Source organism: Kitasatospora sp. GAS1066B, from assembly GCF_041262605.1.
Classification (GTDB): domain Bacteria; phylum Actinomycetota; class Actinomycetes; order Streptomycetales; family Streptomycetaceae; genus Kitasatospora.
The window spans coordinates 1-15,258 of the sequence record NZ_JBGCCO010000066.1; the positions used below are offsets into that span (position 1 = coordinate 1).

Here is a 15,258-nt window from a genome sequence, read left to right on the forward strand (position 1 = left end):
CGATCCGAGAACCGATCAACCCCCGACGACTTCAACTGACCCGGCCTTGGCATACCCCACCCAACGACCAGAACCCACCAAAGTCACCGGTATTGCACCTAAGGTCAAAGCCAAGAGGCTGCTTGCCCTGGGCGCCGACGTCCGCCAGGTCGGCACCGAGTACGCCCACGCTGCCGCCGCGGCACAGGAGTTCAGCGCCACCAGCGGGGCCCTGGCCTCTCACGCCTACGACGACCCGCACATCATCGCTGGCGCCGGCACCCTGCTGGACGAGATCACCCGCCAGGTTCCGGGCCTGGACACCGTGCTGGTCGCCGTCGGCGGCGGCGGACTGTTCGCCGGAACGGCCATCGTCGCCGAGCACCACGGTGTGAAGGTCGTCGCCGTCGAGCCGGAGAACTGCCGAGCCCTTAACGCCGCGCTCGAAGCGGGCGAGGTCGTGGACGTGGACGTGGACTCGGTGGCGGCCGACTCCCTCGGGGCACGCCGCACCTCGCAGACCGCCTTGCACTGGGCCCGCCGTACCGGCGCCGCCTCGCTGCTGGTGCCCGATACGGCGATCACCGCTGCTCGAAACACTCTGTGGGACCACCGGCGCTTCGCCGTCGAGCACGGCGGCGCGACCGCCCTCGCGGCCCTCCTCAACGGCGCCTACACCCCCGAACCTGGCAGCCGGACCGCCATCGTGTTGTGCGGAGCGAACACCAACCCGTCCGATCTGGCGTAGCAAAGGCCCTGCTGGGCGCCACCACTCTGTGGCGCCCAGCAGGCCGCATCAGAGCAGTGACCATCGTCACTTCTTGATCTCGCTGATACGCGGTCATGCCACCCGAGCACCCGTCCCCTTGAAGGACAGTACATGCCCAAGGTTCATCAACTTGCCAGCCCAGATGATGAGTTGGACAGCCTTCAGATCAGCTGGCCCGTCGTCCCGACTGAAGCCTCCGTGAAGGAGACCCGAGACAGGGTCGGCGGGGAACTCCGAGCCTGGGGCTACCGCCTGACCAGCGACAAGGAGTCCGAGATCAAACTCATCGTCAGCGAGCTGGTCACGAACGCCCTTGTCCACGCCCCCCGGCACGACATCGGCTTCGCGATGTGGATCTACAAGCCGGGACAGTTGGTCGTCGAAGTCCAGGATCGAGGAGCCCACGCCCCAGTCGCGCACGCCGGCATGGACGAAGACACCTTCGGCCGCGGGATGACGCTCGTGGAGGGCCTGGCGCTCAGCTGGGGCGTCGGCTACCCGGGCTCCGGCAAGTGCGTCTACGCGACCATCGCTATTACCGACGCCGCCTTGGGCGCCCCGCGAAGCGCCTGACTCAGCGTCGCCCTCCTGCCGACGTGCCCGCATTCCCCTGTTCTGGGCGGAGGCGGTTGCCCGGCAACCTGCGGTGTTCGATGGCCCCGCGGTGGCCTGTGTCGCCGAGGAGCACTGGAGAAGCGCTACGTAACCCGGCCACCTCGTCTGCCAGCTGGACGGCACGCATCTCCTACTCGACTGGGAACCCGCCGCCTTCGGAGACACGCTTTCCGACCTGACCCGCCTCGCCGTCCGCCTCCAACTCGCCGGTCCTCAGCCTGGCACACTGGCCGGTCGGCGGGCGGTGCCGCGACTCGACCTGTACTGGCGCGTCCACCAGCTCGCGGACACCGCCCTGGCAACTGACCCAACATCAGCTTACAGGGCCCGAGCGGATCGAATCGAGCGCAACTCATCGACCAGGAAGCAGACCTGATCGATTGTGGAGATCGCGCTGCGCGAGGCGCGGCCGGCTGGGCTGACTACCAAGCAGCTGATCGCCGCGACCGGCCTGAACGCCAGCCAGATCCGCCGCGGGCTGATCTACGTCCGCGAGATCACCGCCGCAGAGCACATGTCCCCGCTGATCTGGACCCGCCGCGACGGCTTCAAATTCACCGAGGAACCCGCCGAACTGGTCGCCTTCGGGAAGGCCCAGTTCCTCACCGAGCTCACCCGCATCATCCGGCTGATCAGCGCGACCGTGTCCCCGCACGCTGCCCTGTTCCCCGACGACGAGTACGTCCAGCTGGTCCTGCAACAGCTCGGCGGAGTCCGGGCGTCCCTGCACATCCTGGCCCGCGAGGGCCGAAGCCGCTGATTGATCATCCTGATCCCGACTCGGCCGAAGGAAGTGGTGTCCACCGACGCCGAGTGGGCCCTGCTGGAGCCCCTGCTGCCCGTCCCGGCCTGCCGTACTTCCCTCGGCGGTCGCCCCGAGGCCCACCCACGGCGCGAGATCGTGGATGCGATCTTGTACATCGTCGACAACGGCGCGAAGTGGCGATCCCTGCCGGCGGATTTCCCGCCCCCGTGGCGGACCGTGTTCGGCCCCTTCGCCCGCTGGGCCAAGGACGGCACCCTGCCCAGGACCATCGACCTGCTGCGGCAGCGGATCCGGTCACGCACGGGCCGCAGCCCCAGCCGGTGGCCCTGGTCGTCGACAGCCAGTCGGTAAAGGCCGCCGACACAGTGCCCCGGGCGACGAGCGGCTACGATCCGGCGAAGAAGATCACCGGAAGGAAGCGGCATCTGGCCGTGGACCTGGGCGGCCTGCTGGTGGACCTGCTGGTCACCCCGGCCGACGTGTCCGACCGCGAGGGCGCCCGCCGGCTCCTGGCCCGCCTGCACGCCGCCCATCCGGAAATCACCATCGTCTGGGCCGACTCCGCCTACGCCGGCGAACTCGTCGACTGGGCAGAGAAAGCACCTCCGCATCACTCTCAAGATCGTCAGACGGCCGCCCGATGCCCAGGGCTTCATCGTCCTGCCCCGCAGGTGGGTCGCGGAACGCAGTCGGCGTGGTTCATGCGGGCCCGCCGCAACTGCCGCGACTACGAGAGACTCCCCGCCCACGCCGAGGCCCACCTGCAATGGAGCGCGATCACGCCGATGCGTCGGCATCTGGCCCGCACCGCCAGAGCTCCGGCACAGCCCGTGGTCGCACTCGCCGTGTAGGCCGGAATCCGAGACGATGCGAAAGCGCGTGCGAAATCAGGGCACTTCGGGCAGCATCGGGAGGACTGTGCTCTCTGCCTCGGAGGATTCGTGACGAACCCGGTTCCTGCTCCTGACCCCGACGAAATTCTACTGACGGGCGGCGGCGGGGCGGTGGTCAGCCGGCGCGGTGACGTCGTCCTGCGCGAGGCCTCCCCATGGTCGGGATCGATGCAGGCGCTGCTGAGGCATCTCGAGGCCGTCGGCTTCGCGGGCGCGCCGCGGGTGGTGGGGACGGGGTTCGACGCATCGGGCCGGGAGAGCGTGACGTTCGTGGAAGGCGGCTTCGTCCACCCCGGTCCGTGGGAGGACGAAGCCGCGCACGACCTGGGGACACTCCTGCGGGACCTGCACGACGCCACTGCCTCGTTCCGCCCGCCCGAGGCAGTCGTGTGGCGGCCCTGGCACGGACGCTCCCTCGGCGGTGCGGCGCGTGTCATCGGCCACTGCGACACCGGGCCGTGGAACATCGTCGCCCGGCACGGCCGGCCCGTGGCGTTGATCGACTGGGAGTACTGCGGCCCGGTGGATCCCCTGGTCGAGCTGGCCCAGCTGTGCTGGCTCAACGCGCAACTGCACGACGACGACGTAGCTGAGCGCGTCGGCCTGCCACCGGCCGGCACCCGTGCCCGCCAGCTGCGTGCGATCGTCGACGGCTACGGCCTGTCCGCCCACCAGCGCCGGGGCTTCCTCGACACCGCCATCGAAGTGGCCGTACAAGACGCCGCCGACCAGGCGCGCCAGGCTGGCATCACTCCTGAGAACACGGATGCCGAAGCGCTATGGGGAATCACCTGGCGACTGCGCTCGGCGGCCTGGATGATGCGCAACCGCGACCTTCTGGAGCAAGTCCTGCGCTGAAGTCCACTCTCTTCGCCCAGCGGCCAGGACGAGTCCCGCCCAAGGGTTTCGGGTGCCGTTCGGATCACCGTCACCGTGACGCCGATTCGAACGGCACCCGAAACCGAACTACTCGCCTGAAGCACCTGACCTGGCATTACAGGTTCAGACACACGGTCTCAGGACTCAAATCGCCGCCCGCCCCCGACGCTGAACGGGTTGCACCGCAGGTCACAGGCCTAACGCAATGGTGCTGCCATCAACCTCCAGTCTGCTGGGCGCACGAGAAAACCTCAGTGCTGGAGAGGCCCCCTCCGAGTAGCCGGGGGAGGCGGCAGGGGGCGCTGACGCGGCCGCTCACCGGACGGTAGCCCATTGGGGTTCGACGGGGCGCCTTGTTGCACGACGGGAGCTGGGTCGCCCAGCCTGGTTGCACTCAACCTCTCCCTCGGCGCCACGGGCTCAGTTGAGGCGGTGAGACCTCCGGTGACAGAGTTTCCGATTACGTTCCAAGCCTTGGACCAGATCTCGGCTGAATTCTGCAAGACATATCGAGTTTCGGCTATCATCATAACCTGCGGAATCAAGAATGTTTTGGCGATATGATTCGCTATCGAATCGCCATGCTCCTCGCTGAGTTTCTCGACCTCGGAAGCAACATTCTGCACCCCCTCCGGGTCGGGAGAAAATCCGAGCTTCCCGTACCACGGCCTCACCTTCGGATCGGCGTTTACGAGGGATATGGTATCGCCCGATGCTCCATTTATCCCTCCCTGCTCGGTGGCCGATTGCGCTAGGACCCACATTGCGGCAGAGCCGATGCCCAATCCTCGAGCCTCTTTAGGGTTGACTTCTATGAGGCCAAGGGATCTGCGCCCTGCAGAATCGAATCCGTATGACATTTCCCCTTCGACAGCTCCAGTAGCATTTCCCTGACCATCGACGGAAGTGATTGAAATTTTGGATTTTCCATCGTCTGCAAAGTGGACCCTAAGCCCAGTCCGCTGATTCTCGAAAAGCCATTCCATGAGATTCCTTCTTCTCGTGATTCCACTTCCGCAGTTTACTGATTTTGGCTGGCCTGCGCTCGGGGCCAAGATATCCGCTTCGAGAGCCGCGAGGATCGGTCGATACCGCGATCCGTATACCGAACCTCGAAACCCGCCGGGTCCGTTGAGCTCGCCACCGAAGCGCTGACACGCGCCCTGCGGCCAAGTAGACCGTCGAACCGGATCCTTGCTCCTGATCACTGCGGCCCGAGCCCACGCTGCGTGTGGCAACGGACCTACCGCCGCTGCCCTGATCCTCGCTGCACAGGACGCGCTTCTCACCGGAACCGACAGCATTCCCAGCTATGTCGCCGCAGCCGGACCGGTCGCTGCGGTTATCGCCTCCCACACCGGCCGGACACTGACCGAGATGGCGGACCATGCAGCCGCGGAGCGGCACTACCGAACGGCGCTGCACGGGCGCGTCCCGGGCACCTACCACCGCGTTCGCGGCCTCACCCTCGCGAACATCGCCAAAGCAGCCACCGCCCAGAACCGGCACGAGGAAGCCGTTGGCTTGTGGCGCGAGAGCGTGGACCTCATGGACGGCGTCGCCTCCCGGCCCAACCGCAAGGAGCTGGACACGATGCGCTCAGCGCTGGGGCTCTACGTCCGCCGAGGCATCCCCGGTGCCCGAGAACTGGCCCAACGCGCAGCGGCTATTACCACTGCATGAGCGCACGTACTGCGCCAGCCCTGCGCTAGCGGTGGGACTCTGTCGGGGATCTTGGATGGTCGAGGTCAGGTGCCGAGGGTGCGCCAGGACTTCGATTGGGGAATCGCCTGCAGGTCCAGGAAGTCCTGGAAGGCGGTCGGCGGTCTCGGTGGAGAGGATTTCTCGGCCTCTGACCGGCTGCTGAGTCGTTCGATGTTCACGGCGATGGCCGTGAGTACGTGTTGCAGGTGGGCTTTGGGCTGTCCTCGGTAGCGGCAGTGGCGCATGCCGTGTCCGTGGGCGAACTCGTTGATGGTGCCCTCCACTCCGGAGCGGACCGCGTAGCGAGCCTTCCATACGGGTGTTGCTGCTCGGTGCGGACGTGGACCTGCAGGTAGCGACATTCCCGCGGTGGAAAGCCCGTGTTCCGGGCGCTCTCACGGGAGTTGGTGCACCGGGGGTGGTCCACCCCGCGTGCAGCCACGATCAAAGAGGTGGTGTCCCGCACATCCTGCCCGTCGGCCAGGTCGAACCCGGTGACGCTGCCCCCGTGTTCGTACAGCATCCTCACCGCTGCGGTGCCGACCATCCCACGCTGACCTGTGACCAAGACGTCCATGGTGTCCATCCCACGTGACCGGGCGCTGGCTCAGCAACCCGATATGTCCATGTCTGCCGTCGTGGCTCAGCGTGCCATTCGCCAACGATGAGCGAGTGAGCATCCGGGGTGCAGTTCACGCCTGTTGGCGCAGGTGGTCGATGTGAGTGACCACGTCGTCCACATACGGGCGCAGCTGGGCCTTCAGCCCCTCGCTCCAGGCCTCGTCCTGATAGTGGCAGCTGAGGTAGAGGTTTCGAGCGTGCTCCAGGACGGGGTGGTGCTCCGGGGGTAGGTGGGCGATGGCCCAGTCGGCGGCGACGTCCTTGGTTGTGATCTCGCCCGTGGCGAGAGTGGTCCAAATGCGGGCGAGGGTCAGCAGGACGTTGCGGGTATCGTCGTCCAGGTCGGTCAGGAGTTCGGGGATTGCATCAACGCTCGCCTGGACGAGGTCGGCGTGCGGCACCGGGTCCAGGAGTTCGGCGGGAGGAGGCCCGGTCAAGGGGTGGTTGCCTGCAAGGACCACGGTGAGGACCACAGCCAGGTCTGGCATCGGTCCGGGTCGCGGAGACCCGCCTGTCTGGAATTCGTCGCGCAGCCACTCGCCGTAGAGGAAGTCTCCGGTCGGCGGGAACCGCCAGGGGCGGACCTCGGACTGGACGACGAGGGTGAGTTCAACCGGTCGGACAGTGGGCGTGAGGCTGGAGATCTCCAGCAAGCCCTCGACAAGCGCCCGCCGCTCCCAGTCGTCGAGACTGCGCCGTGTGACGGCCAGGACGTCCAGGTCGCTGGCCGGGGCGAGGCCCCCGAGCACGGCGGAGCCGTGGAGATACGTCCCCAGGAGCTCCGGCCCCACGATGTCGCGGACGAGCCCGACGGTCTGCTCAAGTTGATCCATCACATCAGTGTCGCGGTGTCGTCCACGGGGCGAGTCGCGAGATCGCCGCGCTTACCGTAGTGATGCGCTGGTCCAGGTAGTCGGCGGGGACGTCGATCAGCTCGTAGCCGAACGCGCGGTAGCTGTCCTCGTGGATCCGCTCGAACCGCAGGGAGTCCTGGAAGCTGATCCGGCGGGCAGCGGTGGGTTCGCAGAACCCCAGATTGCGGACGAAGAACACCTGCCGCTCGTAGATCCCCTCGCCGGTGATCCGCTCCAGTTCAGCGGCCAGCGCCCGGGAAACCAGCCGACCGCTGTAACGGGCCAGCGCATGGACACAGACTGGCGAGCGATCGAACACCTGAATGCCACCGGTCGCGGTGGACGCCTGCTCCTGCCGCTGTCGTTGCAGGGCGACGATCTCATCGACGAAGGACGCGCGTGTCCACGGTTGGTCCTCGCCCCGTGCCTGTGCCCGTGCGATGACCGCGGTCGCCGCCTCCTCGACGACGTCATAGCCGAGCTCGGCCAGACCCCGCAGGATCGACGTCTTACCCGCGCCCGGTGTACCGGTGAGGATGTACCGGCTCATGAACGAAACCGTTTCTGGTCGGGGCGGGCCCGTGGTGTCGGGCCCGCCGGGTGGTCGGTCATGCACCGAGCAGGTCGGCCAGCACCCGGGCCTCCCGTATCACGCCTGCCGCGCCGGGCATGTCCCCTTCCGCGAGCACCGACAGTGCCGTCTCTACACGGCGGGCGATGCCCCAGGCCTGGAGCCGTCCGGCGTCCTCGCCGGTCGCGTCGGCCACCAGCGCGAAGCGGTCGGCGAGCACGCGGTGCGGGTCGGCATGTGCGAACGGGTCGTCGATCTCCTCCAGCAGCGGCCACGGGTCGTAGCCCGGGTCGCCGATCATGGGCTTGGCATCGATGGCCAGCCAGGGCCTGCGGGAGGCGGCGACCACGTTGCCCGAGTTGAAGTCGCCGTGCACGACGACCTCCCGGGTGGCCGTGGCGGGGAGCTCGCGCAGCAGCCGGATGCCGTGCGCCACCAGGCTGGGATCGAAGCCCGGCCGCAGCCGATCCATGCGCTCTTGTGCCAGGTCGGCCCACTCGGCGGTGACGTCGCCGAGCTGTTCCAGACAGGTCTGCGCAGGGACCGGTGTCTGCCACAGCTCGCGCAGGATCTCGGTGCCCAGCAGCAGGCGCCGCTGGGCGGCGAGATCGTGGGCCGTGCCCAGCGGATGGCCCGGGTCACACCGTTCCAGCAGGAGCGCCTGGTGTTCGCGATCGTCCCGCAGGATGTACACCGCGCCGTTGCCGTCCCACAGCCGTAGGGCCTCGGCCTCGCCGGCGGCCTCCCGGTGCGGCCAGCTCACCTTCAGCACGACCGGCGTCCCATCGGGCAGGTGTGCGGGTGCGACCCAGGAGCAGCTTCCGCCGTGGAACGGCGCCTCCAGGCGCAGTGACCATCGTGACCGCAGGTCCGCCACGATGGCCGGTAGCCGGGCCAGCCACGCCCGGCCCGATTCGGTCCCACCGAGCGTGGTGACGACGGGCAGCGTCGAGGGGAACAGCTCGGCGGTCACCGGCCGGCCTCCTCGAAATTCAGCGCGCCTGCTGCCCGCTCGTCCGGATCGGCGGGCAGGGTGCCAGTAGTCGGGTGCTGCTGCTGGTGCATCAGGTGCCACTCCAGGCGGTCGTGTTCGCTGTCTCGGGCTACCGATGCTCGGCGGCACGGCAATGTTGTCGTCCCCGTTTCCGCCGGCGGGTCAGAAGCCGATGGCGTTGTGGGGAGCCTGGGGGTGGGTGAGCATGACGGTGGCCCGGTCGATAGCTCCAGTGGTGTGCTCGTGGACGAGGCCGGCGGCGGCGATCGGGCCGATCGGGGTTCCGCCCAGGTAGATGGAGCCGAGAGTCGACGCGTCGAGCGACAGGTCGGCCCCGTCGCCGGCGGGCGCGCGCTCGCAGTGGGCGCCGCTCGGGCCGCCGTCCAGCCGCCAACGGCCCTGGTTCCACGGGCAGAAGGAGTCGGAGACCTCGATGACCATGGATCCTTCCACCTGGTAGGTGCGGTTCGCCAGGGCCGCGGGCACGTCGACCAGGCGGACCCACAGGTCGTCGCTCTGCCGGGTGACGCGTAGGGCGCGCGGGTCGGTGAGCTGCCAGCGGAACGCCTCGTCGACCGGCCGCTTGCCTGCGATCACGCGCTTGGTCAGGTCCAGGCTGGTCAGGAAGGACCACAGGTCGGTGTAGGCGGTATCCGACGTCGCCTCCAGCCAGTCGACCTCGACGGTGCCAGCGGTGGCCGGGTCCGGGGACCAGGGCGTGCGGTAGTTGGCCGCACCGTCGACGGTACCGGCGTCGTTGTAGTGAAGGACGAACTGGCGGTCCCCGTCGGCTTTCTCGTCCCACAGTCCGTGGTGGGCGCTGACCTCGCCGATCCGGGTTGCGCGGACCCGGTCGTGCAGCACCGGCCACACGGCCTTGGCCATCCGCGCGTCCACCAGCTCGATACGCCCCCGAGCCTCCCGTGGACGGGTCGGCTCGGCCTTGCTGGTGTCGAGCTCCCAGCGGGCTTGGTAGGTGGCCGGGCCGAAGCCGTACCGGCCGTAGATGCCGCCCTCGGCCGCGCTCAGGGTGGCCAGCGCCTCGCCCCGCTGGCGGCAGTCGTCCAGCAGCGCGCGCATCATGGCGCGCAGCAGTCCCCGGCGCCGGTGGGTCGGCAGCACGCCGACAGCGGTCACCCCGCCCATTGGCACCGGTCCGGTGCCGGGGACGGTGACCTGCAGCGAGAGCATCTGGGAGGTGCCGACCAGCCTGCCGTCGACGAACGCGGCCCGGGTGCGGTCCACGTCGCGCAACTCGGCGGCGGCCGCGACCAGTTCGTCATGGCCGGCGGGTGCGCCGAACGGGGGCGCGACGCCGACGCCCGAATGCCACGCCGCGGGTTCCGGCTCCCAACTGGGTGTTCCCGCGTAGGCCGGCACGATGCGCAGGAAATCCAACGCCTCGTCAGGAGCGATGGGGCGGATCTCAACAGTCACCATGTCCGCCCTCTCGATCGCCCGCGAGGTCGTCGGCAAGGAGGTCGAGCAGGAGCGCGTCGCGCCATTGTCCGGCGTCGTCCTTCCCGTACTGACGGAGTACACCGACACGTCGGAAGCCGACCTTCTCGTAGCAGCTGATGGCGGCGGTATTGTCGGTGGCGGGGTCGATCGTCACCCGGTGGTGTCCAGCGGGGCCGAGCAGCCAATCGACCAGGGTGCGCAGGGCGTCGCTTCCGTACCCGTGGCGGTGATAGTCGGGGTGGAGGAACATGTCGATCGTGGCGTAGGGGCAGACCGGCGAGTCCTCCTCCCACCACTGGATCATTCCCACCACCGCGCCGTCGGCCACGATCGCGAGGTGCCGGTGGTCCAGCCGGGCGAGATCCCCCTCGACATCCAGCCACCCGTTCCTCGTCCACCACCGAGCCACCTCATCGCGCTCCAAGGCAGCGCGGAAGTCAGGTGCGTCACCGGGCGTCGCGCGACGCAGAACCACTGAGCCACCGTCGAGAAGATCCATACCGGGCATAGTTTCATCGGCGTGACAAAAGCCCGCATAAATAAGCTCGACTTAAGGGATGAACACGGCATATCTGCCCACAAAGGCGTCAATGTGCACGAGATCAGCTGCCCTTGGGCAGCCTCCCTACCAGCTCACGGGTACCCCGATCACAGCGCATCAAAGAGTGACAGCAACACCGGCGCTCGCTTCCGTTTCCGCAGGTCGGCCCTGTCACGCCACGCAGCCCCAATTCCCAGCGTGGGCCGGGCAGCCGTGAGTCACGGCGCGACCGGATCGCTGAGGACCTCGGCCAGGACGCGGCCGTGGAAACCATCGGACTCCGGGCCGGGGAGTGCGGCGATGGTGACCAGTGACTTCCACAAGGCCCAGCCGCGGGCCCGCCGCCAGACATCGTCAGGGAGACCGACGGCTTGGCGGAGGGCCTGCCGGTGACTCTGGTGCGGAGCGGACCCGCCGCGACGACGGAGGAGCCGCCCGGTCATCAGTCCAGCGACTCGCCAGCCAGGCACGGCCCGTCCCGGTACGGAGGCGGTCACCGCCCTGGAGGGCGCCACGGCGGTCAGCGGCGGGTCTCCGGCAGGGCCTGGACGCAGGTCGTCGCCTCGCTCCACGAGACGACCCCCGAAGCAGACCCGTGCGTCTGGCCCCGGGGAACAACGGACGGCCGTTGGTGGTGAGCTGGATGGACTTCACCCCACGAGAGGGCCGGGCGCTTCGTCATCGCTGCTGCCGATCGGGGTAGATCACCACGGGGCAGCAGGGTGGCTTTCACGGTGCTGCCGGTGGCATCGGTCGGCGGGTCGATGGCTGGCGGCCGGTCTTCCGGCCTCTCCACCTCCCAGTGGGCCGTGAGCGGTCCGGCATGCGACCGGTGCTCAGTGCTCGGCCCCATGCGGGAGGCCGCTTCTGTGAGCCGTCGGTTCCCCTGGTGCGGATTGGAGCACCATGCCGGTGGGGGAGGGGGATTGGTGGGTCAGCGTGCGTCGCTCTGGTCGATGAGGAACTGGAGCTCGTCGAAGACCTGGAGCACGACGACGACCAGGACGTGGTCGGCGACCATGAACTCGACCACCACACCCGGCGCTGCGTAGGCCTTCCGCAGGTGTTCGTCCGGGCCGATCGGTGCGGTGGCCGTCTTGTGGTAGGGGTCGCGGGCCAGCACACCGAGCGCACGCTCCAGCAGGTCGCGGCGATCAGCCGGCAGAGCGTCGATCGTCGCCCTGGCCTCTACGGTGTACTGCACGCGGTACGTCATGCCCGCCACCATAGCTGCGGCGGCACCGGCTGCGGGAGGGTAGGCCCGCGTAGGTCGTGCGCCCCGGGCATCGGCGCATGTGCTCGCCGCTGACCACTGAACGTGGTGTGTCGTCATCGTCTTCGGCACGGGATCCGTAGCCGTGTGCCATCCAGGGCGGACTCGCGCCCGCGCCTCCGGTCAGCGATCAAGGTGAGCATCCCCTCGGACCGTAGCGGCCCGGGGAAGGGAAAGTGCGTCACGCTCGCCAGCGGCCGGGCCAGCGACACGGGCCGGGCCTGCGGTGTTACCACCGGCAGTAGCAGGCCGGTCGGGATGCTCTGGACGGTCACACCTCCTCCCCAAGTGCGGTTATGGTGCGCCCTGTTGGGGACCGGTAGCTGTGTTCGCAGCCTTCGGTCACCCTGGGGTCGTGCGGTGCGGGCGGTGTCAGATCAGGCCGTAGGCCGGCGCGGTCAGCGGGTCGGCGCTTTGGAGTCCCGTCGCCTGGGCCGGTCTGCGTCCGCACGGCGTCGCGCAGGCGGACCGGGTTCGCTCCGAGCTTCAGGACCGCCGCGTCCACCAGGGCCTGGACCAGCAATGCACGGTCACCTTCCGGCGAGCCAGGGCTTCCAGCGCGGTGATCCTCAGCGTCGACGGCTACTCGGCGGCGGCCTCCAGCCTCCGGATCCAGCGCGCTTCATCGTGCCGTGCGCGGGGGGATCCTTGGGCTGCGCCGGCCTGTTCGGCCGTTCGTATCCGGAAGTTCGGCGCCTCCCACGGCGCTGCGGTGGGAGCCCCGGTGGCCTCAACTGATAGCCGCCAACTTGGGGGGAGCGCTGGGCAGCGCCGTCTTGGCGGCCAGCAGGGCGGTGCGAGCACGTGTGGCGCCCGCAGAAGTTGCTGGAGCTCCGCCGCCAACCGCGATGGTCGGTGTGCCGAGGCCGGCGCAGGCTCTGCAGATGCCTGGTTGTGGCACGGGGTCGTGGCACTTGCCGCACTCGGCGTATCGGGCTGCTGCGGGCTGCTCAGGGGCGTGGGCGGGCGGCATCTTGTGCTGCAGACGGTACCCGAGGACCGCTGTCGCGGATTGCACCGTTGTGGGAAGGCCGAGCAGCAGGGCCTGGGCCAGGTCTCCAGGAGTGCTGCCGCGCTCCAGCCACTGGGCGACCAGCGGTGCCAGTCCGAGCGCCTCGGCCTCGCCCAGGCGCAGGCGCGGCTCCGGTCGGATCACCCGGAACAGGGTCGCTACCGCCTCGCGGAGTTGCTTGTCCGGCGCCACCTGCGGCTGTTGGACGAGATCGTGGCTTTCCTCCCGCCCGTTGGGCGCGTTCGCCGCCTCGATGCCGGCCGACGGCTGGTCGGCCTGCTCGGCGGGGAGGGTGGGTTCTTGGTACCGGCTCTTTACAGGAGGGGCGTCAGCTGCGCCGGTCGTCGCCTTACCGGGGGCCGGATGGGGGACACCCGGCACCGAGAGCTGCGGGGTGTCGTAGACGTGGGCTTCGCTGCGGATCGTTCCGTCGGGCATGCGGATCTTCTCGACCCGGTAGAAGCCGGCGTCGGTCAGTTCCTTCAGGGCCTTGCGGATCGCCGCCCGGCCTTGGGGGCTGGTGTCGGCCATGTGTCGACCGTCCTCGCGCCAGCCGTCGGGCCGTGAGAGGAGGTCCGCGAGCAGGCCGCGGGCGGTGTAGCTCAGCCGCCGCCACTGGAGCATGCTATTGGGCAGCACGGTGAAGTTACGCGCGTGGGCGCTACGATGTACACGCATCGGGAGTTTCAGCTCCTGAAGCCGGACCCCGGGGTGTTCCACCACCGCCGGGGTCGCCTATTTTCTGTTTGGATCACGGAACTTACCACGTGATCGTGCGGATGACCCGACGACGTGGGCGAGCGACCTCGAGCACAGTTCACATCCGATCAGATCAGTTCTCCGAACGATGGTTTGTGTGGGATGCAGTCCACTTCTGCCATGTGAGTTGAGTCTGGGGCAGTCGTCAGGGCCTCGTCCGCGAGCTGGCGGATGCGTCAGCAGAGGGCGGCGAGTCTTCGTGCCGTCCGTCGACCGGGGCGGTGGGCCAGGTCGAAGACCGGTGTGGGGCCGGCGAGCTGGAGGCGGACGGTCAGGCGGGCGAGGTCAGCCGTCAGGTCCGGGGCCTGGACTCCGTGCTGGTCGCCGTGGCGGAGTGGACGGTTCGCTGGAATGGCCATTGCCGCCGAACACCGTGGCGTGAAGGTCGTCGCTGTAGAGCCGGAGAACTGCCGAGTCCTCAATGCCGCGCTCGAAGCGGGCGGGGTGGGACCGGCGCCCAAGGCGAAGAGGAACCCGGCCCTCAGAGTAACGTCCTGCTCAGCACAGTCACCCTCACGTCCGGCTGAAGGCCCTATCGAGCTTTCTACTTTCCTCTACCGCTGCGCTACTCTGCTGGCATGGGCGATTCCACGATCAAAGTCCCCGATACCACCCGTGATCACCTCGCTGCTCTGGCGAAGGAACGGGGGATGACCATCGGCGGCCTGGTCACCGCCCTTGCCGAGCAGCAGCCCACCGCCGAGCAGCTCGCCGCCCGCGTGATCGAGGGTCGCCGCGTCATGCGTGAGCACATGAACTGCACGGTGACCGACGAGGAGTTCGACAGCGCGCCGGACGTCCTCAGCCGTGTCTACGAGATCGCCGCCGAGAAGTCCGTAGCCAGCATCAAGAAGGGCCGCGCGGCGTGATCGTCCTTGACTCAGGCGCGGTCAGGGCTCTCTCGAAAGGTCATCGCGGGCTGCAGCTCCTCGTAGACAAGGCCAACGCCTCGCCGTTCACTCATCTGGTTGTGCCGGTGCTGTGCCTACTGGCAGCGGAGGCGGAGGATGAGGGCGCAGGTCTGCACGTGCTGTCGCTGCCGGCGGTCGAGGTTGAGCCTCTTGACTCGATGGCTGCGGTCACCGTGGCCGCGATCGTGCGTGACGGCATCGGGAGCCAGGACACCGCCCATGCCCTGTATGCGGCGCTACCGACCGGTTCCCGGGGAGCGATGCATTTGATCCTCACCGCGAGGGAAGACGACTATCCGCCGGGCACCGTCACCGTCGACATCAACGACGATCGCTTGCTCGGGTGACGCGCCGTGGCGCCGGGCCGGCAGGCGACACGGTCACATAACGACCGCTCCTCGAACGGCCCTCGCAGCCCTGCAGTCCCTCGGCTTCGGGGCTGCGTCGTACCCGCCGCCGAGTCGGCGCGCCTTGTCGCCGCGGGTCGTCGGGTCGTCTTTCCGGCGGACTTCGTGGCCACCGATTTGTCCAGTGTGGTGCTCAGCTCCGGGGGGGGGGGGGGGGGGGCCCCCCCGGGGGGCCCGGGGGGGGGGGGGGGGGGGGGGGGCCGGGGCCCGCCGGGGGGGGGGGGGGCGGGGGGGGGAGCCCGGGGGGCG

General features: G+C 68.7%; 15 protein-coding genes and 2 pseudogenes. 8 read left to right on the plus strand and 9 right to left on the minus strand.

Translation table 11 applies throughout. The features are described from left to right. Positions 1 to 94: 94 nt before the first annotated feature. The 6 genes and pseudogenes from ABH937_RS37485 to ABH937_RS37510 all read left to right on the plus strand — a co-directional run. Positions 95 to 727 (plus strand): annotated as a pseudogene (locus ABH937_RS37485) (pyridoxal-phosphate dependent enzyme); the annotation flags it as partial. Between the two features lie 132 nt (positions 728 to 859). Further along, positions 860 to 1,321: an ATP-binding protein gene (locus ABH937_RS37490; protein WP_280694873.1), complete on the plus strand. Its 462-nt coding sequence runs from the start codon at positions 860 to 862 to the stop codon at positions 1,319 to 1,321. A gap of 424 nt (positions 1,322 to 1,745) precedes the next feature. Further along, positions 1,746 to 2,123 (plus strand): hypothetical protein, encoded by a 378-nt coding sequence (locus ABH937_RS37495; protein WP_370220802.1) that lies wholly within the window; start codon positions 1,746 to 1,748, stop codon positions 2,121 to 2,123. 12 nt (positions 2,124 to 2,135) lie between these two features. Beyond that, positions 2,136 to 2,980: pseudogene (locus ABH937_RS37500) on the plus strand (IS5 family transposase). A 90-nt stretch (positions 2,981 to 3,070) separates the two neighbouring features. Further along, positions 3,071 to 3,880, plus strand: a complete 810-nt coding sequence (locus ABH937_RS37505; RefSeq protein WP_280694866.1) for a phosphotransferase — start codon at positions 3,071 to 3,073, stop codon at positions 3,878 to 3,880. Between the two features lie 1,398 nt (positions 3,881 to 5,278). Beyond that, positions 5,279 to 5,584 (plus strand): hypothetical protein, encoded by a 306-nt coding sequence (locus ABH937_RS37510; protein WP_370220803.1) that lies wholly within the window; start codon positions 5,279 to 5,281, stop codon positions 5,582 to 5,584. A gap of 65 nt (positions 5,585 to 5,649) precedes the next feature. Here the strand turns inward: ABH937_RS37510 and ABH937_RS37515 are convergent, their stop codons facing one another. The 9 genes from ABH937_RS37515 to ABH937_RS37555 all read right to left on the minus strand — a co-directional run bounded on the left by ABH937_RS37515 (position 5,650) and on the right by ABH937_RS37555 (position 14,050). Further along, the gene (locus ABH937_RS37515; RefSeq protein WP_280694864.1) at positions 5,650 to 5,889 is read right to left on the minus strand and encodes a transposase; all 240 of its coding nucleotides are present in this window, start codon (positions 5,887 to 5,889) and stop codon (positions 5,650 to 5,652) included. Positions 5,890 to 6,297: 408 nt separating this feature from the next. Next, entirely contained in the window at positions 6,298 to 7,059 is a 762-nt protein-coding gene (locus ABH937_RS37520) for an aminoglycoside adenylyltransferase family protein (RefSeq protein WP_280694863.1), read from the minus strand. A 4-nt stretch (positions 7,060 to 7,063) separates the two neighbouring features. After that, entirely contained in the window at positions 7,064 to 7,630 is a 567-nt protein-coding gene (locus ABH937_RS37525; RefSeq protein ID WP_280694862.1) for an AAA family ATPase, read from the minus strand. Positions 7,631 to 7,688: 58 nt separating this feature from the next. Continuing rightward, positions 7,689 to 8,624, minus strand: coding sequence for an aminoglycoside phosphotransferase family protein (locus tag ABH937_RS37530; RefSeq protein ID WP_280694861.1), 936 nt, complete (start codon positions 8,622 to 8,624; stop codon positions 7,689 to 7,691). A 183-nt stretch (positions 8,625 to 8,807) separates the two neighbouring features. After that, positions 8,808 to 10,085: a GNAT family N-acetyltransferase gene (locus tag ABH937_RS37535; RefSeq protein ID WP_280694860.1), complete on the minus strand. Its 1,278-nt coding sequence runs from the start codon at positions 10,083 to 10,085 to the stop codon at positions 8,808 to 8,810. Further along, positions 10,072 to 10,605 (minus strand): GNAT family N-acetyltransferase, encoded by a 534-nt coding sequence (locus ABH937_RS37540; RefSeq protein WP_370220804.1) that lies wholly within the window; start codon positions 10,603 to 10,605, stop codon positions 10,072 to 10,074. Before ABH937_RS37540 ends, ABH937_RS37535 begins: the two co-directional genes overlap by 14 nt. A 976-nt stretch (positions 10,606 to 11,581) precedes the next feature. Beyond that, entirely contained in the window at positions 11,582 to 11,863 is a 282-nt protein-coding gene (locus ABH937_RS37545; protein WP_370220805.1) for a hypothetical protein, read from the minus strand. Positions 11,864 to 12,650: 787 nt separating this feature from the next. After that, positions 12,651 to 13,610 (minus strand): hypothetical protein, encoded by a 960-nt coding sequence (locus tag ABH937_RS37550; RefSeq protein ID WP_280694857.1) that lies wholly within the window; start codon positions 13,608 to 13,610, stop codon positions 12,651 to 12,653. A gap of 257 nt (positions 13,611 to 13,867) precedes the next feature. Further along, a complete protein-coding gene (locus ABH937_RS37555; protein WP_370220806.1) occupies positions 13,868 to 14,050 on the minus strand; it encodes a hypothetical protein in 183 nt (60 codons plus the stop codon). 219 nt (positions 14,051 to 14,269) lie between these two features. Here ABH937_RS37555 and ABH937_RS37560 point away from each other — a divergent pair, with 219 nt between their 5' ends. Both ABH937_RS37560 and ABH937_RS37565 read left to right on the plus strand, forming a co-directional pair. Continuing rightward, positions 14,270 to 14,560, plus strand: a complete 291-nt coding sequence (locus ABH937_RS37560; protein ID WP_370220807.1) for a hypothetical protein — start codon at positions 14,270 to 14,272, stop codon at positions 14,558 to 14,560. Then, positions 14,557 to 14,949, plus strand: coding sequence for a hypothetical protein (locus tag ABH937_RS37565; RefSeq protein ID WP_370220808.1), 393 nt, complete (start codon positions 14,557 to 14,559; stop codon positions 14,947 to 14,949). Before ABH937_RS37560 ends, ABH937_RS37565 begins: the two co-directional genes overlap by 4 nt. Positions 14,950 to 15,258 lie beyond the last annotated feature (309 nt).